Raw genomic sequence first — 23,813 nt, 5'->3', positions numbered from 1 at the left:
CGCCAGGTCCGCTTCATGAGCATGAGCGGACCTGGAGGTCCGCGCTCCAATGATCCCCTTCACCGTCATCGGCGGCTTCCTCGGCGCCGGCAAGACGACCCTGCTGAACCGCCTGCTGCGCGGCGCGGGCGGCCGGCGCTTCGCCGTGCTGGTGAACGATTTCGGCGCCCTCGACATCGACGGCCGGCTGGTCGCCGACCATGGCGGCGACACGGTCGCGCTGGCCAACGGCTGCCTCTGCTGCACCATCGGCGATTCGCTGGTGGCGACGCTGCTCGCGCTGCTGGAGCGGCCCGAGCGCTTCGACCATGTCGTGGTCGAGGCCTCGGGCGTCGCCGATCCGGCCCGCATCGCCGATCTCGGCGTGCTCGATCCGCGGCTCGTGCGCGACGGCGTGATCGTGGTCATTGACGCCGAGACCGTCCGCGAGCGCGCCGCCGACCGCCGCGTCGGCGACACGATCGCCCGCCAGCTCGCCGCCGCCGACCTGCTGGTGCTGAACAAGCTCGATCTCGCGGCCGACATCGGTGGGCTGCGCGCCTTCCTGGCGGCGCGGTCGCCGGCGCCCCTGCTCGAGGCGCGGCACGCCGACGTGCCGCTTGGCCTTCTGTTCGGCCTGGAGCGTCATGGCGCGGCGGCGGCGTCCGACCCGTCGGAGCCGTTCGCGAGCTGGTCCTACGAATGGCCGGAGCCGGTCGAGCGCGCCCTCGTGCTCGACCTGCTGCGCACCGAGGGCGTGCTGCGGGCCAAGGGTATCGTGCGCTTCGCCGACGCGCCGGAGCGCCGCGCCGTCGTCCACCAGGTCGGCCGCCGCCTCGACATCGCGGACGACGAACCGTGGCGCGAAAGCGAGCCCTCGCGGCTGGTGATGCTCGGCCTCAGGCCCATGCTAGGGTCCCTGCCAACGGAGGGAACGACATGGCTGGCCGGTTGAAGGACAAGGTGGCGATCGTGGTGGGCGCGGGCTCGAGCGGTCCCGGCTGGGGCAACGGCAAGTGCACCGCCGTCACCTTCGCGCGCGAGGGCGCCAAGGTGCTGTGCGTCGACCGAAAGCGCGCCGCGGCCGAGGAGACGGCGGGCCTGATCGCCAAGGAAGGCGGCGAGGCGATCGTCTGCGAGGCCGATTCCTCGAAGAACGCCGACGTGAAGGCGGTGGTCGACCTCTGCCTGTCGACCTGGGGGCGCGTCGACATCCTGGACAACAATGTCGGCATCGGCTCGACCGGCGGCCCGGTCGAGCTCAGCGAGGACGAGTGGCACCTCGTGTTCGACGTCAACGTGAAGAGCTTCTTCCTGACCGCCAAGCACGTGCTGCCGGTGATGGAGAAGCAGGGCCGGGGCGCCATCGTCAACGTGAGCTCGATCGCCTCGATCCGCTCGCCGAAGGGCGTCGCCTACATCGCCTACAATGCCAGCAAGGGCGCCGTGAATTCGCTCACGCTCGCCATCGCCTCGCAGTACGCCGACAAGGGCATCCGCTGCAACGCCATCCTGCCCGGCCTGATGCACACGCCGATGATCGACTTCCTGGCCGAGCAGTACGCCCGCCACGAGAAGGACCACAACCAGGCCTACGACAAGATGATCGCCATCCGCGACCGCGCCTCGCCGACCGGCAAGATGGGCACCGGCTGGGACACCGCCAACGCCGCTCTCTTCCTCGCCTCCGACGAGGCGGCCTACGTCAACGGCCACCTGCTGGTGGTCGACGGCGGCATCACCGTCCGCGCGTGAGCACGAAGCGCGAGATGAACGGGCCGGTCAGGATGATCAGGAACAGGCGGAACAGGTGGTGGGTTGCCACCATCGCCACCTCGACGCCCAGCGCCAGGCCGATCAGGCTCATCTCGGCGAAGCCGCCGGGGGCGTAGCTCAGCACCGTCGCGTCGAGGCTGAGGCCGGTCAGCGCATGGGTGATCTCGGCGAAGCCGACGGCGCAGGCGATCAGCAGGACGGCCGCGCCGATCGATGCGCCGACCTCGCGGTGCAGCTGGTCGAGCGCCGAGCCGACGAAGCGGCAGCCGATGCCGCAGCCGACCACGACCTGGGCGGCCGCCACCAGCTCGCCCGGCGGCTTCGACGCGGTGAGGCCGGCGAGATGGGCGGCGCCGCTCAGCAGCATCGGCCCCATCATGAAGGCCGCCGGCAGCCGCAGCAGGCGGCCGAGCGCGGCGCCGGCTACGCCGCAGGCGATCAGCACGGCCCAGTCGCGCCACTCGTTGTGCACCGGATGCGGCATGGCGAGCACGCTGGTCTGCGCGCCGTTCATCAGCCGGTACCAGAAGGGGATGGTGAGCACGACGGTCAGGATGCGCAGCGCATGGGCGAGCGCGATCGCCCGCTCCTGGCCGCCCATCGCGCCACCCAGGATGGTCATGTCGTTCAGCCCGCCCGGCATGGCGGCGAAGTAGCAGGTGACCTTGTCCCACAGGGTGAAGCGGCGGAACCAGAAGTAGCTGAGCGTCGCGCCGGTCATGGTCATGCCGGTCAGCACGCAGAGGCTCACCGCCCACTTGCCGAGCTGATGCACGAGCTCGGGCGTGAATCCCGAGCCCAGCAGGACGCCCAGGATGATCACCATGCCCTGGCGCAGACGGATGCGCATGCCGATGCGCAGGCCGGCGAAGGCGGCGATGGTCGAGAAGACGCAGGCACCCAGCATCCAGGCCAGCGGCATGCGCAGCCAGTCGAAGACGAAGCCGCCCGCCGTGCCGATCGACAGGGCCAGCGCCAGGGGCATCCAGCCCTCGTGGCCGATGATGTGCTTCTTCTCGCGGGTGAGGGGAACGACCTTCTCGCTGTCGCTCAAGGGTCGAACTGCTCCTTGAGGATGCGCTCCTCGAGGTCGTGCTCGGGATCGAACAGCAGGGTCAGCGCGGCGTCCGGCGCCTCGGTGACCGTCACCCTGGCGACATTGGCGATCTCGACCGAATCGGCCGCCGCCGCCACCGGCCGCTTGCGCGGGTCGAGCACCGTGAGCTCGACGGTGGAATGGCGCGGCAGCAGCGCGCCCCGCCAGCGCCGCGGCCGGAAGGCGTTGATCGGCGTGAGGGCCAGCAGGCCGGCGCCCAGCGGCAGGATCGGGCCATGGGCCGAGAGGTTGTAGGCCGTCGAGCCGGCGGGCGTCGCCACCAGGATGCCGTCGCAGTAGAGGTCGGGCAGGCGGTTGCGGCCGTCGACGGCGACCGCGATGCGCGCGGTCTGGCGGCTGGAGCGCAGCAGCGACACCTCGTTGATGGCCATGATGTCGAACTTCCGCCCGTGCGTGTTGACGGCCAGCATGCGCAGCGGATTGAGGATCACCTCGCGCGCCCGGCGCAGCCGCGCCAGCAGCCCGGCTTCCTTGTAGGTGTTCATCAGGAAGCCGATCGTGCCGAGGTTCATGCCGTAGATCGGCGTGCGCCGGCGCATGTTGCGATGCAGGGTCTGCAGCATCAGTCCGTCGCCGCCCAGGGCCACGATGATGTCGGCCTCCGCCGGCTTGGCGGCGCCGAAGCGGCCCTCCAGCCGGGCGCGGGCGGCGCGGGCGGCCGGGGTGGCGGCGCACACGAACGCCAGACGGGGAGCGGAGGGGGATGGCATTCGGGCGATCTGCGCAGACGGGGCTTGCAAGATTCGTACTATAGCCGCCCGCGGGCCCGGTGCGATAAATTCGCTGCAAGGACAAGAAGGACAAGGAGGAACGCGATGGAGCTGGTTCCGCTGGGCCCGGGCTTCGGGGTCGAGGTGAGGGGCGTCGGCCTGCTCGACGTCGCCACCGATGCCGAGGCCTACAAGGCCGTGCGCGCCGCCTTCGAGGACCATTCGCTGCTGGTCTTCCGCGACCAGCCGATCGCCGACGACGTCCAGGTCGCCTTCAGCCGCGCCTTCGGGCCGCTCGAGCTCACCAAGGTCGCCTCGGTCGGCGCCGGCAGCTTCTACTCCCGGCTGACCAACCTCGGAGAGAAGGGCGAGATCGTGCCGCCCGACCACCGCCAGGTGCGGATCGCCCAGGCCAACGCCCTCTGGCACACCGATTCGTCGTTCAAGAAGATCCCGGCGCTCGCCTCCGTGCTGACCGCCCGGGTGCTGCCGGGCGAGGGCGGCGACACCGAGTTCACCTCGACCCGGCTGGCCTGGGACCGCTTGCCCGGCGACCTGCAGGCGAGGCTCCGGGACGCGGTGGCGACCCATTCCTATGCCAACAGCCGCGACCAGATCCATCCCGACCTCGCCAATGCCGAGGAGCGGCGCGCGCTGCCGCCGGTGCGCTGGCGGCTGAACTGGCGCAACCCGGCCAACGACCGCCGCGCGCTCTACGTGGCGAGCCATGCCTACGCCATCGACGGCATGGACGATCGCGACGCCCGCCAGCTCCTGGCCGAGCTGCTCGACGAGGCGACGCGGCGCGAGTTCGTCTACGTCCACCGGTGGCGGCAGGGCGACGCGGTGATGTGGGACAACCGGGCGATGCTCCATCGCGGCCGGCCGTGGGACTACACCAGGGAACGGTCCATGATCCGGACCACCATCTCGGCGACCGACGCCGATGGCCTCGGCGAGGTCCGGCCGCCGGTGGTTCACTAGCCCTGGTCGACCATCCGCACGCATCCTGAATAAATCAGGCTCTTGGCCTGAAGCACATCCGATCGTTTGCGTGCCTGGTGTCGGCTCACCTGTTCGACGCGTGGGGCCGGCAACCCATCCGATGCGAGCGAGCGGGCGACCTACCGCGCGATGACCGGCTACATCCAGGGCGTTCCCGATCCGATCAGCATCCTGGCATCGTCTCGCTGCGCGGCCTCGGCGACGTTGTGAACATGGCGCAAGCGTAACCGTACTCGTACTCGATTCTTGGCTGGCGCCCGGCCCGCGTGGGCCGAAACTCGATGCGTCGCGTCGCAGTCACTTGCTTCGCCAGTTCACGCGCCGGCCGAGCACGCGCGTAAGTTGCATGCAACGAGCAAGAACGAAAATTTAACGTCGAGCATATCGTCGCTCTACTACCCTACGGTTGCAGGGTCCTTTATGCCGGCGCCATCCTTCCAATGACGCAAACACGCGTTGATGGATCGGCAAACGGCGAAGGTCCTGTGAGTTCGTGATGATATTCGACGACGAAAGCAGCCTTGGACCTCTGGACTTGTCTTTGCCGCAGCCATCTGCCGAGGGAGGGTTCGACGGACAGCCGGCGCATTTGACGGCGGTGATCGAGGCAGACGGTTCGACCACGCTTGTCGAGGTGGACAACAACTATCGCCTGGGCACGTCGGGCCCCATCCTCACCATCGACGGCGCTCCCGTCGTGGCGGGGGCGAACGGTCCGTGGACGCCGATCGGCGTCGAGGCGACGGCCACCGGCTTCGAGGTCGCCTGGGAGGCGACGGGCTACAACCAGTACACCGTATGGGCGACCAACAGCGCCGGTGCCTATGTGTCGACCATGGTCGGGCCGGTGCCCGGCGGCAACGCCGCGCTGCAGGCGCTGGAGACGAGCTTCCAGCAGGACCTCAACGGCGACGGCACGACAGGCCTGGTCACGACGACGATCGAGGCGGACGGCGCGACCGATCTGGTCCAGATTGGCGACCATTTTTATCTCGGCGCCTTGGGTCCGCAGCTCAGCATCGGCGGCGCCGCCGTGGTGGCGGGGGCGAACAGCCCGTGGACGCCGGTTGCCGTCGAGCAGACGGCGAGCGGGTTCGAAGTTGCCTGGGAGGCGACGGGCTACAACCAGTACATCGTATGGGCGACCAACAGCAGCGGCGCCTATGTGTCGACCATGCTCGGGCCGGTGGCCGGCGGCAACGCCGCGCTGCAGGCGCTGGAGACGAGCTTCCAGCAGGACCTCAACGGCGACGGCACGACAGGCCTGGTCACGACGACGATCGAGGCGGACGGCGCGACCGATCTGGTCCAGATTGGCGACCATTTTTATCTCGGCGCCTTGGGTCCGCAGCTCAGCATCGGCGGCGCCGCCGTGGTGGCGGGGGCGAACAGTCCGTGGACGCCGGTTGCCGTTGAGCAGACGGCGAGCGGGTTCGAGGTCGCCTGGGAGGCGACGGGCTACAACCAGTACATCGTATGGGCGACCAACAGCGCCGGCGCCTATGTGTCGACGATGGTCGGCCCTGTCGCGGGCGGCAACGCCGCGCTGCAGGCGCTCGAGACGAGCTTCCAGCAGGACCTCAACGGCGACGGCACGACAGGCCTGGTCACGACGGCGATCGAGACGGACGGCGCGACCGACCTGGTCCAGATCGGCGACCATTTTTATCTCGGCGCCTTGGGCCCGCAGCTCAGCATCGGCGGCGCCGCCGTGGTGGCGGGGGCGAACAGTCCGTGGACGCCGGTTGCCGTCGAGGCAACGGCCACCGGCTTCGAGGTCGCCTGGGAGGCGACGGGCTACAACCAGTACATCGTATGGGCGACCAACAGCGCCGGCGCCTATGTGTCGACGATGGTCGGGCCGGTGCCCGGCGGCAACGCCGCGCTGCAGGCGCTGGAGACGAGCTTCCAGCAGGACCTCAACGGCGACGGCACGACGGGCCTGGTCACGACGGCGATCGAGACGGACGGCGCGACCGACCTGGTCCAGATCGGCGACCATTTTTACCTCGGCGTGTCGGGTCCGCAGCTCAGCATCGGCGGCGCCGCCGTTGTGGCGGGGGCGAACAGTCCGTGGACGCCGGTTGCCGTCGAGCAGACGGCGAGCGGGTTCGAGGTCGCCTGGGAGGCGACGGGCTACAACCAGTACATCGTATGGGCGACCAACAGCAGCGGCGCCTATATGTCGACGATGCTCGGGCCGGTGGCGGGGACGAGCGCTGCTCTCAGGCTGCTCGAGTCCAGCTTCGAGCAGGATCTGAATGGCGACGGAGTCACCGGCTTGCCGACGACGGTGATCGAATCGAGCGGTTCGACGTCGTTGCTCCAGGTCGGCGACTACTATTACCTCGGCGCATCGGGCCCGCAGCTCAGCATCGGTGGCACCGCCGTGATGGCGGGGGCGAACGGCCCGTGGACGCCGTTCGCTGCGGAGCAGACCGTCACCGGCTTCGACGTTGCCTGGAAGGCGACGGGCTACGATCTTTATCAGGTGTGGGCGACCAACAGCGGCGGCGCCTACGTGTCGACGCTGGTCGGTCAGGTCGTGGGCGGCGGCTTCGCCCTGAAGGCGCTCGAACCGACCTTCCAGCAGGATCTCAACGGCGACGGCGTCACCGGGTTCGCGTCGAACACGGTCATCGAGAATGTCGGCGCCACCAGCCTGGTGCGGATCGACGGGGAGTACTTCCTCGACGGCGCGAGCGGCGTGCAGCTGAAGTTCTCGGGCGCCGCCGTCACCGAGGGACAGTTCGCCGGATGGTCGCCGGTCGGCGCCGAGGCGACGGGCAACGGCGGCTACCGCGTCGTCTGGAGCAACGATGGCGGCGATCAGTTCAGGATCTGGACGGTCGACGGTGCCGGCAACTACCAGTCGGGCAACGTCGCGGTCGCGGGGACGAGCTACGCTCTCGAATCGCTGGAACCCGCCTTCCAGCAGGATTTCAATGGCGACGGCACCACCGGCCTCGTCTCGACCACCATCGAGTCCGTCGGCGCGGGCCGGCTCACGCTGGTCGGCGACACCTACTTCGTGGGCTTCAACAGCACCGACGTCATGCTGAAGTTCGCCGGCGTGCCGGTGACCGTCGGCCGGTTCCCGGATTGGACGCCCGCGGGAACCGAGCCCGTGCCGGGCGGCTTCCGGGTGATCTGGAAGCATGCCGGAACGGACGAATACAAGGTCTGGGAGACCGACGGCAGCGGCAACTATGTGAGCGGCGACTCGGTGCTTGCCGGCACGAGCTACGCCTTCCAGACGAAGGAAGGCACCCTGGGGCAGGACATCAACGGCGACGGCGCCATCGGCCTGAAGTCGACGCTGATCGAGAGTGCCGGGCTGGTCAAGCTGTACCGCTTGGCCGACACCTATGCTCTCAACGGCATCGCCACGATCCTGAAGTTCAACGGCACCCACGTGACGGCCGATACCTTCGCCGGATGGTCGGCGATCGGCGCCGAGGTGAACGGCAGCGGCTTCCTCGTCGCCTGGAAGAACGCCAGTGGCGACCAGTTCAAGATCTGGAACGTCGACTTCAACGGCAACTACGTCTCGGGCAACGTCGCCGTGTCCGGATTCACCTACGACTTCGAATCGCAGGAAACCGTCTTCGAGCAGGATCTGAACGGTGACGGCACCATCGGCATCAATACGGCGGTGATCGAAAGCTCGGGAGACACGACGCTGGTCCGGATCGCCGACACCTTCACGGTGGACGGCAAGGCCGTGAAGCTGAACGGCGCCACCTTCGCCCAAACCGACGCGTGGACGCCGATCGGAGCGGAGGCCGTCGCGGGCGGCGGCTATCAGCTGGTGCTGAAGTTCGGCAGCACTGACCAGTACAAGTTCTGGAATCTCGACAGCGCGGCCAACTTCGTGTCGGGTGGCGCCACGATGCTGGGCATCAACTCGACCCTGCAGTCGACCGAGACCGCCTTCCAGCAGGATCTCAACGGTGACGGCACGACGGGCATTGATACGACGGTGATCGAATCGTCGGGCGCGGCGACGCTGGTCCGGATCGCCGACACGTTCACCGTCGACGGCAAGGCAGTGATGCTGAACGGAACCGCCTTCGTGCAGTCCGATGCCTGGACGCCGATCGGCGCCGACGCCACCGCCGGCATCTACCAGCTGGCGATGAAGTTCGGCAGCACCGACCAGTACGTCGTGTGGAATCTCGACAGCAACGGCAACTTTCTTGCCGCCAGCAGTGTCATGAACGGCATTGCATTCGGCGCCGAGTACTACGAGCACGTCTTCCAGCAGGACCTGAACAACGACGGGCTGGCACCGGCTTCCACGGTGATCGAATCGACCGGGCTGACCACGCTGGTGAGGATTGGCTCGGGCTACTTCCTCAACCCCTCCAGCGGCGGCAGCGGCCCGCAACTGCATGCCGGCGACACGATCCTCGGCTTCGCCGGCGGAGCTGGAAACTGGGTTCCGGTCGCCGCGGAAGAATGGGCCGAAGGGATCGACGTCTACGACGTGGTGTTCAACCGTGTAGGGTCCAACCTGTACAGGGAGGAAATTGCCAGGTTCGGCGCCGACATGGCTCCCTTCTTCGGCGGAGGCGAGGCGTACGCGGCCTCGAGCCCCGACGTGGAGGACATGGAGAGCGACGTCCTGCAGGACCTCAACGGCGACGGCGTGATCGGCCCGACCAGCGTGACGGTCGAGTCGAGCGGATCCTCGACCCTTTATCGCAGTACCCTCACCAATACCTATCACCTCGGGTCGCGCGACGGGCTCGAGCTCAAGATCGACGGCGTGGCGGTGACGGGCGACGACCTCTGGAAGCCGATCGCCGCAGAGTATATCGCCGGGCTATACAAGGTCGTGCTGAGGGCCGGGAATCTCGACGAGTACCAGGTTGGACGGACCGACGGGGCCGGCAACTTCATCGCCTCGGCGCTCGGCATCCTTTCGGCAAACAGCATCGAGCTGAAGATCTGGGAGACCTTCTTCAAGCAGAACGTCAACGGCGACAGCGTCATCGGCATTCCCGACGGCGTGATCGAGGCCAATGGCTCGGGCACGCTGGTCAAGCAGGGCGATGATTTCTATGCCTATCAGACGGGCTCGTCGACCGGGGTCCTGCTGAAGTCGAACAGTGGCGGACAGGTGGTGACCAGCCCGTTGCTTCCCAATACGTACGTGCCGATCGCGGTCGACTGGACCAGCGAGTACGGCTTCCAGGTCATGTCCATGTTCACCGACTCGAATGTCTACAGGGTCGACGACGTCGACAGCGCCGGTAGGTTCACGGTGCAGACGATCGGAACGCTGCAGAGCGACAGCATCCTGCTCAAGGCTGCCGAAGGCGTCTTCCATCAGGATTTCAACCGCGATGGCACGGCCGGCCTGCCCTCGACGGGAGCATTCGACATCGACATCCATTTCCACGGCGATCAGGGCTATCGTCTCTACTTCGAGGCGGCGGCGCAGCGCTGGGAGCAGATCATCACCAGCGACCTGCCGGACACGGAGAGCGTGACCGCGGCCTACGGCACGATCGACGATGTGAGGATCGACGTCACGGTCGATGCGATCGACGGTCGCAACGGCGTCCTGGCGTCCGCCGACTGGGATGAGCTCGGGGACGGCTGGATGCCGGTGCACGGCAACATCTCGATCGACAGCGGCGATCTCAGCTTCATGCGCTCCGACAACCGGCTTCTCTCGGTCGCCATCCACGAGATCGGCCACGTCCTGGGTATCGGGTCGCTGTGGAGCCTGTTCGGCCTGACGGATACGAACGGTTATGTCGGTGAATACGGCCTCGAAGCGTACCGGCAGCTGAGCGGCAACGCGTCGGCGACGTTCGTCCCGCTGGAGACGACCGGAGGCGACGGCACCGCAGGGGGACACTGGTCCGAGAGCATCTTCGGCAACGAGCGGATGACGGGCTTCCTTTCCGGTGCGGTCAATCCGTTGAGCATCCTGACGATCGGCGCCTTGCAGGACCTCGGCTACACCGTCGACTACACCAAGGCCGACGCCTACACGTTGACGGCCTAGGCTGGAGCGGGGGCCCCGATCCGGCGTGTTGCCGCCGCTGGCGGCCGCTGCTTGTTGGCATGGCTTTCGGTCGCGGGCGCCGCGGCGACGTCCCGAAGCTGGGGCGCCGCGGCCCGCGCCGGCCCGGCGCGACAAATCCCTGCATACGACCGATTTTCGCCGGGACGCCACGCACATCGGGCAATATGCACGAGGCGCGCCGAAAAGATCATCGCGCGAGGCTCGCGCAGGTAGTTCTTCTGCCGGCGCGCGTCGCTCTCTATAGTGGCAATGGCCGTGCCGGTTCGCGCTTCTGCTTCCGCGCCCGCGGCGTATCGACTGACTGTCCTGAGCCATGAAAGCCCTGGTCGGTGTCCTTGATGCTCGATGATGGTCCGCTCCAGACGGATACGCTGGCGGCCTCGCTGCTGATCGACGCCGTCGACCCTCCGGACGATGGGACGACCGTCGATGGCGCCGCCGGCGACGGCGCTACCGTGGCAGCCCCCGCCGATGTCGCGCCGGCGTCGACGGTCATCGATACCGCGGGGCCGACCCATCTCACCCAGGTGGCCGACGCCTACTTCCTGCTGGACGGCGCGAATGCCGGTCCGGCCCTGAATGCCGGTGGGATTGCGGTGACCGACGGCCTGTTCGGCGACTGGGCCCCTCTGGCGGCGGAAACAGGCGGCAGCGGCTACTACGTGGCGTGGCGGCTGGGCAGCACCGACGTCTACACGGTCTGGGCCACCAACGCCGCGGGCTCCTATCTCGGCGACATCGGCGCCGTGTCGGGCGCGAGCTACGCGTTCACCGCGTGGGAGAACGTCTTCCATCAGGACCTGAACGGCGATTCGATCGTCGGTCCGCCGACGACGGTCATCGATAGCACGGGCGCGACCCGCCTGACGCAGATGGCCGATACCTACTTCCTGCTGGACGGTGCGGATGCCGGTCCAGCGCTGAATGTCGGCGGCGTTGCGGTGACCGACGGCCTGTTCGGCGACTGGACGCCGCTGGCGGCGGAGATTGGCGGCAGCGTCGTCTATGTGGCGTGGCGGCTGGGCAGTACCGACGTCTACACGGTCTGGGGCACCAACGCCGCGGGTGCCTATCTCGGCGACATCGGTGCCGTGTCGGGGGGGAGCTACGCGTTCACCGCGTGGGAGAACGTGTTCCAGCAGGACCTGAACGGCGATTCGATGATCGGTCCGCCGACGACGGTCATCGAGAGCACGGGCGCGACCCACCTGACGCAAGTAGGCGACGCCTACTTCCTGCTCAACGGCGCCAATGCCGGCCCGGCCCTGACGGTCGGCGGGGCCGCGGTGAGCGACGGCCAGTTCGGCGACTGGACTCCTGTCGCCGCCGAGGCGGGCGGCGGCGGCTACTACGTGGCGTGGCGACTGGGCAGCACCGACGTCTACACGGTCTGGGGCACCAACGCCGCGGGCGCCTATCTCGGCGACATCGGCGCCGTGTCGGGAGGGAGCTACGCGTTCACCGCGTGGGAGAACGTCTTTCACCAGGATCTGAACGGCGATTCGATCGTCGGTCCGTCGACGACGGTGCTCGACAGCGCCGGCGCGATCCATCTGACGCAGGTCGGCGACGTCTATTTCCTGTTCAATGGCGCCAATGTCGGTCCGGCACTCACGGTCGGCGGCGCCGCGGTGACCGACGGCCAGTTCGGGAGCTGGACGCCGATAGCCGCCGAGGCGATGGTCGGCGGCTATCGTGTGGCCTGGCAGCTGGCGGGCACGGACACCTATACGGTGTGGAAGACCGATGCCGGCGGCGGCTACGTCGGCGACATCGGTGCGGTTGCCGGCACGTCCGTCGCCCTTCGCTCGCTCGAGCCGTCGCTGGGCCAGGACCTGAACCGGGACGGGCAGGTGGCCTCGGTCACGACGATCGAAAGCGTCGGCTCCCTGGCGCTGGTCCAGACGCTCGGGACCTACTTCCTGGGCAGCGTTGCGGGCCCGCAGCTCAGCGTCGGCACCGTCGCGGCGGTCTTCGGGCAGTTCGGTTCCTGGGCCCCTATCGGAGCCGAGGCGTCCGGCGGCGGATACGTCGTTGCCTGGAAGCAGGGCAGCGACGAGTACACGGTGTGGACGACAAATGGCGCCGGTGCGTACCTCGCCGACACCGGCGTCCTGTCCGGCAGCAGCACCACGCTGAGGCAGCTCGAGACCACGCTGCGCCAGGACCTGAACGGCGACGGGACGATCGGCCTCGGCACCTTCAATATCACCATCAGCTACTCGGGCAGCTCCGCCTACCAGTCGTACTTCACCGCGGCGGCGCAGCGCTGGGAGCGGGTGATCGCCGCCGACATCCCCGATGTCGTGAGCGCCCTCTGGGGCGCCATCGACGACCTGCTGATCAGCGCCAGCGTGACCTCGATCGACGGCGTGGGCGGCATCCTGGGCCAGGCCGGGCCGGACGAGGTGCGCACCAGCTCGCTGTTGCCCAGCCACGGCGTCATGCGCTTCGATTCCGCCGACCTCGCGTCGATGGCGAACAGCGGCATCCTGACCGACGTCATCACCCACGAAATGGGCCACGTGCTGGGGTTCGGGACGCTGTGGAGCGCGATGGGGCTGCGCAGCGGCTACAACTACATCGGCACCGGCGGCATAGAGGCGTTCCGGATCCTGAGCGGGAATGCCGGCGCCGGCAGCGTGCCGCTCGAGACGGGCGGTGGCTCGGGCACGGCCGGCGTCCACTGGTCGGACTCGGTGTTCGGCAACGAGATCATGACCGGCTACATCGGCAGCGCGCCCAATCCGCTCAGCATCCTGACGGTCGGTGCCTTGCGCGATCTCGGATACGCGGTGAACTACGCGGCGGCCGACAGCTACACGATGCCGGGGCACGCCAGCAGCTCCGGCACCCTCCAGACGAGCAGCGGCGGCACGACACCGATCATAAGCGGCAGCGGAGGCACGACCCTGTCGGGCAGCGTCCTGTCCGGAACGCCTTACGCCTCGTTGTCGGGCCGCGGGACGGCCGGTCCGGCCTGGTACGGGCTCGTCGGCGGTATTGCCGAGACAATCCCCTTTGCCTGGATCGGCGACGACGAAGAGGACGACGCGCTGCCGCTGCGGGCGTGAGCGCCACGCCCTCCGCCGAAGCAGGGGCGTCGGCGCTACTCCGCCGCTTCCAGCCGCTGCTGGTTGCGCTGGGCCGTCACCTTGGCGCGGGCCAGGTCCTCGCCGCGCCGCTTGTCGACAGCGGCGGCGCCGCCCGACGTCTCGGCGAACAGGGCGAGCTTGTCCATGTCCTCGTCGACCACCGGCGTCAGGGCGAGGTCCATGTACTCGTGCCGCTTCGGATCGTGCAGGACCTTCTGGCCGATGCGCCAGCCCTGCCAGGCGAGCCGGGCGTAGATCCGGAGCTTCTTCCAGGTCTCGGCGGCAAGCTTGGCATGGAAGAGGCCGAACGGCTCGATCGGCATGCCGTAGCGCCGGTCGCGGCGATACTTCATGCGCACGATGCCGCCTTCCAGCGGGTGCACGCCCTCGGCCTCGAACATGATCTTGAACATGGTCATGAACTGCGCCGGCTCGGCCGGGTTGCGGCCGGGAATGGCGCCGTGGCGGCGCGCCACCGTCTCGATGTGCTCGGGCGTGTAGTAGGTACGCCAGGCGTCGCGATAGGTCTGCTCGTACTCGGAGTCGCTCATCTTGGGATGATGGACGACGCGATGGTGCAGGTCGTACTTGTTGAGGTCGGGATCCATCCACACGCCTTGCTTCCACAGCGTCTGGTGGTCCTCCGAGCCCGGCAGCGGTGTCAGCATGAACAGCTCGAGGATGTCGAGCGGCAGCTCCTTCTTGATGATCTCCATGTCACGCAGGATCGATTCGCGCGTGTCGCCGGGGAAACCCAGGATGTAGCCGGCCCAGGTCGAGGCGCCGCTCTCGTGCCAGGCCTGCAGCATCTTGCGGTATTCGGTGATCTTGTTCTGGCGCTTCTTGGCGGCCAGCAGGTTGTCGGGGTTGACGTTCTCCAGCCCGATGAAAACGCGGTAGACGCCGGCCCAGCGCGCCTTGTGGATGAAGTTCGGGATGCGATGGCACTGCGTGTCGACCTGGATGATCAGCGACACTTCGATGCCCTCGTTCTCCTTCAGTTCGATCAGCCGGTCGAAGAACGCTTCCCAGTGCTTGTTGCGGGCCATGTTGTCGTCGGTGATGAAGAACGACGTGATGCCCTGCTTGTAGTTCTCGCGGACGATCGCCTCGAGATCGTCGGCCGTGCGGAAGCGGCTCTTGCGGCCCTGCACGTTGATGATGGTGCAGAAGGAGCACTGGAAGGGGCAGCCGCGGCCGAGGTCGAAGCTCGACCGCTTGCCCTCGTTGCGCGCCAGTGCCGGCGGCGGCAGGTGAGGCGTCGGTGCATTCTCGATGCCCGGCAGATCGTCCATGTAGTTGTAGAGCGGCTTCAGCGTGCCGTTCCAGGCGTCCAGCAGGATCGTGTCGAGCCGGCCTTCCTCGGCCTCGCCGGCGAAGATCGAGATGCCCATGTCCATGGCCGCCTGGATCTCCGGCGGCACGACCGGCAGCATCGACAGGCAGCCGGCGGCATGGAAGCCGCCCAGCGCGACCGGGACGCCGAGCTTCAGGAACTGACGCCCGAGGTCGACGGCGCGCGGGAACTGGTTGGACTGGACGCCGACCAGGCAGACCATGCCCCTGCCGCCGCCGCGCCTGATGTCGGCGGCGATCCGGTCGGCCCGGACGCGCGTGTTGGTCTCGTCGAGCGGATGGATCTCGATATCGACGTCGGGCCCGAAGATTTGCCGGTTCCGGCAGTCGTCGCCCAGCCCGTACAGCGCGGCCAGCGTGTTGGAGGGGATGTGCGACCTGAGCCAGGTGATCGGATAGCCGTCGTCGTCGTAGTGGGTCGGTTTGATCAGGACCAGATGGAAGGTCGAACGCTTTCTGTCGGCATCGCCCATCGCGCAAATTTCTCCCAAGTCTTCATACCCGCGCGCGGCTCATTCGAGCGTCTGCCACCGCTTGACGGCTTACCTATTTCACAATGCTCTGCGGAGCCCTGCAACGCAACTGCGACAATGAAATTGGCTGCATCAGCCGGGTAAATACCTGCTCAAGATTTAGGGGTATGGCCGGCAAAGCTGCGCAATGGACGGACATTACCCATGTCCTGTCGTCGCTTGTGACGCGAGGGACCGGCCGCCAATCTGTCCCTGTCCCGAGCGGGCCTCGAGATGCCGGCCGGGGGAGGGAACGGACAAGACGTGAGTGTGGTCGCGCGCGCGCCGGGCCTGGCGCCCTTTCGCGTCAGGAGCTTCCGCTTCCAGTGGCCGGCCGACCTGCTGGCCTCCTGGGCGTTCGAGATGGAAGGGGTCATCCTGGGCTGGTTCGTGCTGGTCGCGACCGGGTCGGTCCTGGCGCTGGCCGCCTTCGGCTCGCTGCAGTTCCTCGGCACCCTGATCTCGCCCCTGTTCGGCATGGCCGGGGACCGGTTCGGCAACCGCAACCTCCTGTGCCTGATGCGGGCCGCCTATCTCGGCGTGGCGGCGGCCCTGGCCGGCCTGTTCCTGGCCGATGCGGCCGAGCCCTGGTCAGTTTTCGCCCTGGCCACGGTCATGGGCCTGGTCAGGCCGTCCGACATCACCCTGCGCAATCTCCTGGTGGGCGAGACCATGCCGGCCGACGTCCTGATGAGGGCCATGGGCGTCTCGCGCACGACGGCCGATTCGGCCCGGGTCGTCGGCGCCCTGTCGGGCGCCAGCCTGGTGGCATTGCTGGGCTCGGGCCCGGCCTATGTCGCCGTCTGCGCCTGCTACGCCCTCAGCCTCGCCCTCACCACCCAGGTCGGCCTGCGCCGGGTCCGCGTCCTCGGCGAACGGCCGCGGGCGTCCGTGCTGCGCGGGCTGCGCGAGGGCTTTTCCTACGTCTGGGCGACGCCCGACATGCGGGCCCTGATGCTGCTCGCCTTCCTGGTCAACTTCGCCGCCTACCCGCTGGTCGGCTCGCTGCTGGCCTATGTCGCGCGCGATCTCTACGGCCTCGGCCAGTCCGGCCTCGGCTGGCTGATCGCCTGCTTTGCCGGCGGGGCGCTCTGCGGCTCGATCCTGCTGTCGACCCATGGCGCCGCGCTCCGCCCGGCCCGCACCATGCTGCTGGCCGCCGGAGTCTGGTTCGCGCTGAACCTCGCCTTCTCGTGGGTCCGCTGGGCGCCGCTCGGCGAGGCGATCCTGTTCGTAGCGGGCTTCGTCCAGAGCTTCTGCATGATCCCGATGGCGGTGCTGCTGCTGCGCGGCGCCGCTCCCGCCCTGCGCGGACGGGTGATGGGCGTGCGCATGCTGGCCGTCTACGGCCTGCCGCTCGGCCTGCTCCTGTCGGGACCGATGGTCGAGCGCCTGGGATTCGCGGCCACCGGCTCGCTCTACAGCCTGGTCGGGATCGTCTGCACCCTCGCGATCGCGCTGCGATGGCGCCACCACCTCTGGGGCCTGCAGGCGGCCGCCAACGGTCGATAGGTGTGCAACCCTGACCGTCACCGGGCGTTCGTTCCGGATGACTCCAACCCTCGCCAGGATCGCCTGCGTCGCGGCGATGACGGCGTGGGGAACCGCCGCGGCCATCGCCCAGGAACGCTCACCGGCCGGCGATTCGCCCCCCGCATCGGCGACCGCCGACGAGCGGCGCAACATCTTCAGCTTTCAGGTCGACAACGACGTCTTCAACCGGTTCAGCCCGACCGATCGCGACTACACCAACGGGGTTCGGTTCGGCTGGCTGTCCCCGGCGATCACTGCCATGCCGGCCGGCCTGGTGGCGCTCACGACCGTGCCGACTTTCCTGGGCGAGGCGCCGGCCGATTCCGTGATCCGCCGCTTCGGCGTCTCGGTCGGCCAGAACATCTACACGCCCGACAACACCTTCACCGCGCAGCCGATCTACAACGACCGGCCCTACGCGGCCTGGCTCTACGCCGCCTTCGCCCTTCAATACACCTACAAGCGGCGCGACGGGCGCAGCGGGGTCCTGGAGCCGGTCCGCCTCGACACGCTGCAGGTCGACGTCGGCCTGATCGGCCCCGCGGCCGGCGGCGAGTTCGTGCAGAACAACTTCCACCGGCTGATCGGCGTGTCGCCGGCCTACGGCTGGGCCAACCAGCTGCACAACGAGCCGACCTTCGACATCGCGTTCGAGCGGCGCTGGCGCACGGCCCGCCGGGTGGTGATCGAGGATCCCAGGCTCGAGGTCGACTTCATCCCGCGCGTCGGGGCGTCGCTCGGCAACGTCGCGATCTACGCAGACGTCGGCGGCACGGCGCGGATCGGCAAGAACCTGCGCGACGATTTCGGGCCGACGCGGGCACGTCCCTCGCTGCCGGGCTCCGAGGCCTTCATCGGCGACGGCAGCTTCGGCTGGTACCTGTTCGCCGGCGTCGACGGGCAGGCGGTCGGCCGCAACATCTTCCTCGACGGCAATACCGATGGTGCGAGCCTGCGCGTCTCCCACCGGCCGTTCGTGGCCGAGGCGCAGGCCGGCCTCGCGGTGACCTGGCGCGGCGTGCGCGTCGCCTACACGCAGGTCCTGCGCTCGCCGGATTTCTACGAGCAGGGCCGCTGGACGCAGTTCGGATCGCTGAACGTCACGTTCCGCTACTGAGGCCTCTGCCGAGGCGTCGCTACGGACGATCTCCGAGCGAAGCGGAGAACGGAATGGCCGGCGGGACAAGTCCCGCCGGCGGCATCCGTCAGAGTCGTCCCATCAGGAGCAGGATGATCAGGATGATCACGATGAGGCCGGCGCCGCCGCTGGGGTAGTAACCCCAGCCACGGCTGTATGGCCATGTCGGCAAGGCACCGATCAGGATCAGGATCAGAATGATCAGGAGGATGGTGCCCAGCATGACGACTCCCTTCTACGGAACTATCCGAGGTTTTCTTCGGCAAACGACCAGTTGACGAGCTTCTCCAGCCACGCCTGGACGTGGTCCGGGCGGCGGTTCTGGAAATCGAGGTAGTAGGCGTGCTCCCACACGTCGGCGACCAGCAGCGGCTTGCCGCCGTGCGCCAGCGGCGTATCCGCGTTGGACGTCGTCTCGATGGCGAGCTTGCCGTCCTTGGCGACCAGCCAGGCCCAGCCGCTGCCGAACTGGCCGACCGCGGCGGCCTTGAAGGCCTTCTGGAATTCCTCGACGCTGCCGAAGCTGTCCTGCAGCGCCTGCTTGATCTTGCCCGCGGGCGCGCCCGCCTTGGCGTTCATGCTGTGCCAGTAGAACGTGTGGTTCCAGACCTGCGCGGAATTGTTGAAGATGCCCTTGGCCTTGTCGTCCTTGGCCGACTTCTTGATGATCTCGCCCAGCGTCAGCTCGGCATAGGGCGTGCCCTTGATCAGGTTGTTCAGGTTGTCGACATAGGCCTTGTGATGCTTCCCATGATGGAAGGAGATGGTGTTGGCCGAGATCACCGGTGCCAGCGCATCATCGGCATAGGGAAGCTTGGGAAGCTCGAAGGGGGCCTTGTCCTGATCAAAAGGCATGATTCGTACTCCGGCTGACCCGGCCTTTGACCGGGCGGGCTGAGATGGTTGTAAGAACGTCCGTAACGCCCCGACGTTGCGTGGCGCCGAACAAGATCAGTTTGGCAGGCCCCGCCGGTGGTGGAAAGGACGATGCGCCGGCGCCGGCGGGCAATGTCCTCAGCGGGTGCGGGGATTAAGAGCGCGTCGGCGGTGACGGCCGATGCCGCTCCGATCCATACGACGACGTTCGTCCGTCATCGCGCGATTCATCGGAGAACGTTTCTCACTCGCGCGGAACACGCGGGCTTGAACAGATATTTGAGCTAACGGTTATCACTTGCGCACTGCAGAGTTGCATCGCGTCCGCTGCGCTGTATTCCTACGATCATCATCGTCAGGAGATTCGCCGTGAAGGGCCATCCGCAAGTCGTCGCCGAGCTCAACAAGCTGCTCAAGAACGAGCTGACGGCCATCAACCAGTACTTCCTCCACGCGCGCATGATGAAGCAGTGGGGCTTCGAGCGACTCGCCAAGAAGATCTACGAGGAGTCGATCGGCGAGATGAAGCATGCCGATAAGCTCACGCAGCGCATCCTGATGCTCGACGGGCTGCCCAACCTCCAGGATCTCGGCCGCCTCGCCATCGGCGAGACCGTGGTCGAATGCCTGAACGCCGATCTGCGTCTTGAGAAGGAGGCGCATGCCGCGCTCGTCGCCGCGGTTGGCGTCTGCGAGACGACGCAGGACTATGTCAGCCGCGAGATCGTGGTCGACATCCTCGAGGATGCCGAGGAGCACATCGACTTCCTGGAGACCGAGCTGTCGCTGGTCGGCAAGGTCGGCGAGCAGAACTACCTGCAGACCCAGATCGGCGAAGGCAAGGACCCGAGCTGATCGCGGACGGCAGACCGGTCGGCCGTTGCCGGCCGGTGCCTCGTATCACATCGTTGAAGTGGGGCCGGACAGGCCTGCGGTCACTCGGCGGCCAGCAGGGCCGGACCCTGCTCGCGGGTCATCGTCTGGGCGATGCGCTCGCGGATGTCGCAGGCGCAGCTGCCACACTGGGGACTCTTCCCGCAGGCCCGGAAGACGTCGACGGGGCGTCGGGCGCCGGCCTGAACGGCGGCATCGATCTCGCGTTCGCGAATGGCTTGGCAGATGCAGATGAACATGCCGGCTGGCCGCGTTTCCTATGCAGATGCGACTTACTCGCACGAGCGAAGATAGGCGCGCGGGCCCGGCCGGTCAAGCCTCCGAAAAGCCCTTGAGCCGGTACTTGTCCAGATGGGCTCGGAGGGCCTCGTCGATCGGATGCGGGGTCTTTCCCTTGAGCCGGACGACCGTCATCTCGGCCGCCGCGATACAGGCCCCGTCCTTGAAGGCCGCCGAGCCGACCGTGATCGACGAGGTGCCGAGGCGGATCACGCCGGTCCCCAGATCGACCTGCCCGGGCCAGTGCGACTCGGCCAGGAAGCTCACGGTCATGCCGGCCGAGATGCCGCGCGTGCCGTCCGGGTTGCCGCCCATCATGCCCATGTCGCGCATGAAGGTGAGGCGCGCCGTCTCGAGGTAGGCGCAGAGCGCCACGTTGTTGACGTGGCCGGCCGCGTCCTGGTCGCAGAAGCGCACCGTGTCGGTGCACCAGTGGGGATAGATCGAGCGGTCCTGCAGGCGTTTGTCGCGTGACATGGCGCGAGTGTAGCATTCCGCCGCGATGACACATCCGGTCTTCACCGAGGAGCACGACCTCATCCGCGACCAGCTGCGGCGCTTCGTCGAGGAGAAGGTGAAGCCGCAGGCGTCGCGATGGGAGGACGCCGGCTTCGTCCCGCGGGAGATCCTGCGCGAGATGGGGACGCTGGGCTTCTTCTCCCTGCGCGTGCCCGAGGCGCTGGGCGGCGCCGGCCTCGATGCGCGCGCCTCGGTCGTGCTGGCCGAGGAGGTCGGGCGCTCTACCTTCGGCGGCTTCGCCATCACGGTCCTCGTGCATACCGACATGGCCAGCCCGCACCTGGTGCGTTTCGGCACCCGGCGCCAGCTCGAGAAGTACCTGCCGGACGTCATGGCCGGACGGACGGTGACGGCGGTCGCCGTGACCGAGCCCGGCGCCGGATCCGACGTCGCCGGCATCCGTACCCGCGCGACCCGCGACGGCGGCGACTGGGTGCTGAACGGCAGCAAGATGTTCATCACCAACGGCGTCCACGGCGATCTCTACTTCGTGGCCGCCCGCACCGATCCCGAGGCCAAGGGCAGCCGCGCCATCACCATGTTCATCGTCGAGAAGGGCACGTCCGGCTTCACCGTCGGCCGCGCCCTCGACAAGACCGGCTGGCGCTCCTCCGACACGGCCGAGCTGGTCTTCGCCGATTGCCGGGTGCCGGCCGAGAACGTGCTCGGCGAGCCGAACCGCGGCTTCTATTCGATCATGGCCAACTTCCAGACCGAACGGCTGGTGATCGGCGCCATGGCGATGGCCGAGGCCCGCGAGGCGATCCGGCTCACCTTCGACCATGTCGGCCAGCGCACGGCCTTCGGCCGGCCCCTGTGGGACAAGCAGACGATCCGCCAGCGCCTGTCCCGGCGCCTGGCCGAGGTCGAGGCGGCGCGCCAGCTCGTCCATCACACGGCCTGGCTCGACTCGCAGGGCCGCGACTGCGTCGCCCAGGTTTCTATGGTCAAGGCGCTGGCCGGCGACCTGGTGAACGAGGTCCTCTACGACTGCGTCCAGTTTCACGGCGGCATGGGCTTCGTGCGCGAGACGGCGGTCGAGCGCATGGCGCGCGACGCCCGCGTCCAGGCGATCGGCGGCGGCGCTTCCGAGGTGATGCTGGAGGAAGTCGCCAAGCGCTTCGCCGCCGTCCTCGCCGACTAGGGGCGGTCCCGATCGATGGCCAGCCGTTCCGGCGTCAGTTCCGCGTCACCAGGAACGGACCGACCGCCGTCAGCGTGCAGCCCGCGCCACCGACGCTCGCGCATTCGGCCACCGCGTCCTTCGCTGCCGTCGCCTCGTCGGCGCGGCCCGACACGATGCCGAGGCGCCCGTTCGTGCCCACGGCCAGCGCCCGCCAGTCGTTGGCGATCAGGTACTGTTCGACCGCCGCCTTCTGCCCGGGATCGAGATTGTCGAGCGCTTCCGGCGTGAACACGTCGGTCACCGTATGCTCCTGGGGCACCCGCACCACGACCCTGTTCTCGACGGCGTAGACGACGCAGGGCCGGCCCCTGATATGGCCGCAGATCTGCAGGTTGCGCTGGATCGCATCGCCATCGTTGGCGCTCAGCGACCACCATTCGAAGTGACCGTGGCCCAGCACCATCGCGCGCGGCCGGGTCTGGCGGAGATAGTGGTCGGCGATGTTGCGGCGGGCCGGCTCACGGACGAGGGGCACCGTCGCGGGGTCGATGGTGACCGGCGGCGACAGGGCGGCGGCCGGCAGGTAGGGCGGCGGCGGCATCGGCGGGTCGCGGTAGGACCATACGACGTCGTTGCCGACCGCGTAGAGCATGCAGCGGTCGAAGGCGCGCGGGAATGCGACCTCGTGCGCGACCGTGGCGTTGCAATGTTCGAGGGCCTCGCGCCGCGCCGTCGCGGCATCGATCCGGCGCACCGCCATGCCGATCCAGCCGCGCACGTTGAGGGCCAGCGCCTTGGACCCCTCGGCGCGCGCATAGTCCTCCAGACGTCCGCGCCGCCACTCGGCCACGAACGGGACCTGGGCGGCGGAGAAGCGTCGGACCGGTGCCGTGGCCAGGCCCGCCGGTGCGGGCGAATCCGACGTCGTTTCCGGCACAGTGGGAACGGCGTTTGCCTCGGCGGCGGCCGGCCGGGCAGGGGCCGCAGGAGCTGCCACGGGTGGCGCGGTCGCGGGTGAGGTTGCTGCCGTCGTGGACGGGGCGGCCTGTTGTGGCGCGGCGGTTGGCGCCGTGGGCGCGACGGCCGAGGAGGGCGCGGTCCCCTGGCGCGCCAGGAACCACCCGCCGCCCAGGGCCACGATCGCCGCGCCGGCGAGGGCGGCAGCGGCGATCGCCAGCCGCGAGGATCGTGCGGACGGGGCGGGCGCTGCGGCGGCGGGTGCGGGTGCCGACGGGACCGCGGGGCCCGGGCGAGTGCCGCCGACGCTCAGCCGGTAGGCATGGATGGCCCGCGGGATGTTCTTGACGTGCTGGTCGCCCATGTCCTCGACGCCCAGCGTCAGCTTGCCCTCGATCTGCTCGTAGACGGCCGCCGACACGCAGACGCCGCCGGGCGCGGAGATCGATTCGAGCCGGGCCGCCACGTTGACGGCGTCGCCCATCAGGTCGTCGCCGCTCTCGACCACGTCGCCGAGATTGACCCCGACCCGCAGCTGAAGGCGGTCGTCCGGACCGGCGGTGTCATTGGCCGCGCGCATCGCTTCCTGGATCTCGAGGGCGGCGCGCACCGCTTCGACCGGGCTCGCGAACTCGGCCAGCAGGCCATCGCCGGTCAGCTTGAAGACACGGCCGCGATGGTGCTTCACCAGCGCCTGGCACACCGCCATGCGGTTGCCCAGCAGGGCGAGCGCATGCTCCTCGTCGCGGGCCGACATCGCGCTGAAGCCGACGACGTCGATGTCCATGATGGTCGTCAGGCGCCGGACGAGGTCGGGATCGGTCATGGGGTCAGGCTAGTTTGGTTTTCCGCCGGATGGAACTGCCGCCATGTCCTTGCCTCGTCCGTCCGGCTCTGC

General features: G+C 68.3%; 17 protein-coding genes. 9 read left to right on the top strand and 8 right to left on the bottom strand.

Going from position 1 to position 23,813, the window contains the following annotated elements:
* Positions 1–49 precede the first annotated feature (49 nt).
* Positions 50–934, top strand: a complete 885-nt coding sequence (locus tag ACO073_RS23450; RefSeq protein WP_422000765.1) for a CobW family GTP-binding protein — start codon at positions 50–52, stop codon at positions 932–934.
* Positions 919–1,734, top strand: coding sequence for an SDR family NAD(P)-dependent oxidoreductase (locus ACO073_RS23445; RefSeq protein WP_422000764.1), 816 nt, complete (start codon positions 919–921; stop codon positions 1,732–1,734). Before ACO073_RS23450 ends, ACO073_RS23445 begins: the two co-directional genes overlap by 16 nt.
* Here ACO073_RS23445 and ACO073_RS23440 read toward each other — a convergent pair.
* Together ACO073_RS23440 and ACO073_RS23435 are read right to left on the bottom strand one after the other, a co-directional pair.
* Positions 1,718–2,809 carry an AbrB family transcriptional regulator gene (locus tag ACO073_RS23440; RefSeq protein ID WP_422000762.1) on the bottom strand — a complete coding sequence of 364 codons (1,092 nt, stop codon included), beginning with the start codon at positions 2,807–2,809 and terminating at the stop codon, positions 1,718–1,720. The two genes, ACO073_RS23445 and ACO073_RS23440, sit on opposite strands and share 17 nt — an antisense overlap.
* Positions 2,806–3,582 (bottom strand): NAD kinase, encoded by a 777-nt coding sequence (locus tag ACO073_RS23435; RefSeq protein ID WP_422000760.1) that lies wholly within the window; start codon positions 3,580–3,582, stop codon positions 2,806–2,808. The genes ACO073_RS23440 and ACO073_RS23435 overlap by 4 nt, the downstream gene beginning before the upstream one ends.
* A 105-nt stretch (positions 3,583–3,687) precedes the next feature.
* Here ACO073_RS23435 and ACO073_RS23430 point away from each other — a divergent pair, with 105 nt between their 5' ends.
* From ACO073_RS23430 to ACO073_RS23420, 3 genes are all read left to right on the top strand, one after another.
* Positions 3,688–4,566, top strand: a complete 879-nt coding sequence (locus ACO073_RS23430; protein ID WP_422000758.1) for a TauD/TfdA dioxygenase family protein — start codon at positions 3,688–3,690, stop codon at positions 4,564–4,566.
* Positions 4,567–5,185: 619 nt separating this feature from the next.
* Positions 5,186–10,609, top strand: coding sequence for a leishmanolysin-related zinc metalloendopeptidase (locus tag ACO073_RS23425; protein WP_422000756.1), 5,424 nt, complete (start codon positions 5,186–5,188; stop codon positions 10,607–10,609).
* A 359-nt stretch (positions 10,610–10,968) separates the two neighbouring features.
* The gene (locus ACO073_RS23420; RefSeq protein ID WP_422000755.1) at positions 10,969–13,704 is read left to right on the top strand and encodes a leishmanolysin-related zinc metalloendopeptidase; all 2,736 of its coding nucleotides are present in this window, start codon (positions 10,969–10,971) and stop codon (positions 13,702–13,704) included.
* 35 nt (positions 13,705–13,739) lie between these two features.
* Here ACO073_RS23420 and ACO073_RS23415 read toward each other — a convergent pair whose 3' ends face one another.
* Entirely contained in the window at positions 13,740–15,554 is a 1,815-nt protein-coding gene (locus tag ACO073_RS23415; RefSeq protein WP_422000753.1) for a B12-binding domain-containing radical SAM protein, read from the bottom strand.
* Positions 15,555–15,857: 303 nt separating this feature from the next.
* On the opposite strand from ACO073_RS23415, the gene ACO073_RS23410 reads away from it, so the two are divergent.
* Both ACO073_RS23410 and ACO073_RS23405 read left to right on the top strand, forming a co-directional pair.
* Positions 15,858–17,105 carry an MFS transporter gene (locus tag ACO073_RS23410; protein ID WP_422000751.1) on the top strand — a complete coding sequence of 416 codons (1,248 nt, stop codon included), beginning with the start codon at positions 15,858–15,860 and terminating at the stop codon, positions 17,103–17,105.
* 37 nt (positions 17,106–17,142) lie between these two features.
* Positions 17,143–18,243, top strand: a complete 1,101-nt coding sequence (locus tag ACO073_RS23405; RefSeq protein ID WP_422000749.1) for a lipid A deacylase LpxR family protein — start codon at positions 17,143–17,145, stop codon at positions 18,241–18,243.
* Between the two features lie 88 nt (positions 18,244–18,331).
* Here ACO073_RS23405 and ACO073_RS23400 read toward each other — a convergent pair whose 3' ends face one another.
* Together ACO073_RS23400 and ACO073_RS23395 are read right to left on the bottom strand one after the other, a co-directional pair.
* Positions 18,332–18,487, bottom strand: a complete 156-nt coding sequence (locus tag ACO073_RS23400; RefSeq protein WP_422000747.1) for a DUF3309 family protein — start codon at positions 18,485–18,487, stop codon at positions 18,332–18,334.
* 20 nt (positions 18,488–18,507) lie between these two features.
* Complete coding sequence (locus ACO073_RS23395; RefSeq protein WP_422000746.1) at positions 18,508–19,119, bottom strand: superoxide dismutase; 612 nt, start codon at positions 19,117–19,119, stop codon at positions 18,508–18,510.
* A gap of 390 nt (positions 19,120–19,509) precedes the next feature.
* Between ACO073_RS23395 and bfr the strand changes: the two genes are divergently transcribed.
* A complete protein-coding gene (gene bfr / locus ACO073_RS23390; RefSeq protein WP_422000744.1) occupies positions 19,510–19,995 on the top strand; it encodes a bacterioferritin in 486 nt (161 codons plus the stop codon).
* Positions 19,996–20,075: 80 nt separating this feature from the next.
* On the opposite strand, the gene ACO073_RS23385 is transcribed toward bfr, so the two are convergent.
* Together ACO073_RS23385 and ACO073_RS23380 are read right to left on the bottom strand one after the other, a co-directional pair.
* The gene (locus tag ACO073_RS23385) at positions 20,076–20,273 is read right to left on the bottom strand and encodes a (2Fe-2S)-binding protein (RefSeq protein ID WP_422000742.1); all 198 of its coding nucleotides are present in this window, start codon (positions 20,271–20,273) and stop codon (positions 20,076–20,078) included.
* A gap of 73 nt (positions 20,274–20,346) precedes the next feature.
* Complete coding sequence (locus tag ACO073_RS23380) at positions 20,347–20,790, bottom strand: acyl-CoA thioesterase (RefSeq protein ID WP_422000741.1); 444 nt, start codon at positions 20,788–20,790, stop codon at positions 20,347–20,349.
* 25 nt (positions 20,791–20,815) lie between these two features.
* Here ACO073_RS23380 and ACO073_RS23375 point away from each other — a divergent pair, with 25 nt between their 5' ends.
* Positions 20,816–21,976 (top strand): acyl-CoA dehydrogenase family protein, encoded by a 1,161-nt coding sequence (locus ACO073_RS23375; protein WP_422000739.1) that lies wholly within the window; start codon positions 20,816–20,818, stop codon positions 21,974–21,976.
* A 34-nt stretch (positions 21,977–22,010) separates the two neighbouring features.
* On the opposite strand, the gene ACO073_RS23370 is transcribed toward ACO073_RS23375, so the two are convergent.
* Positions 22,011–23,741 (bottom strand): adenylate/guanylate cyclase domain-containing protein, encoded by a 1,731-nt coding sequence (locus ACO073_RS23370; RefSeq protein WP_422000738.1) that lies wholly within the window; start codon positions 23,739–23,741, stop codon positions 22,011–22,013.
* Positions 23,742–23,813 lie beyond the last annotated feature (72 nt).

This window comes from Reyranella sp. (assembly GCF_965229815.1).
Lineage (GTDB): Bacteria > Pseudomonadota > Alphaproteobacteria > Reyranellales > Reyranellaceae > Reyranella.
The sequence above is the reverse complement of the archived record's forward strand: the minus strand, read 5'-3'. Positions and strand labels throughout refer to the sequence as shown.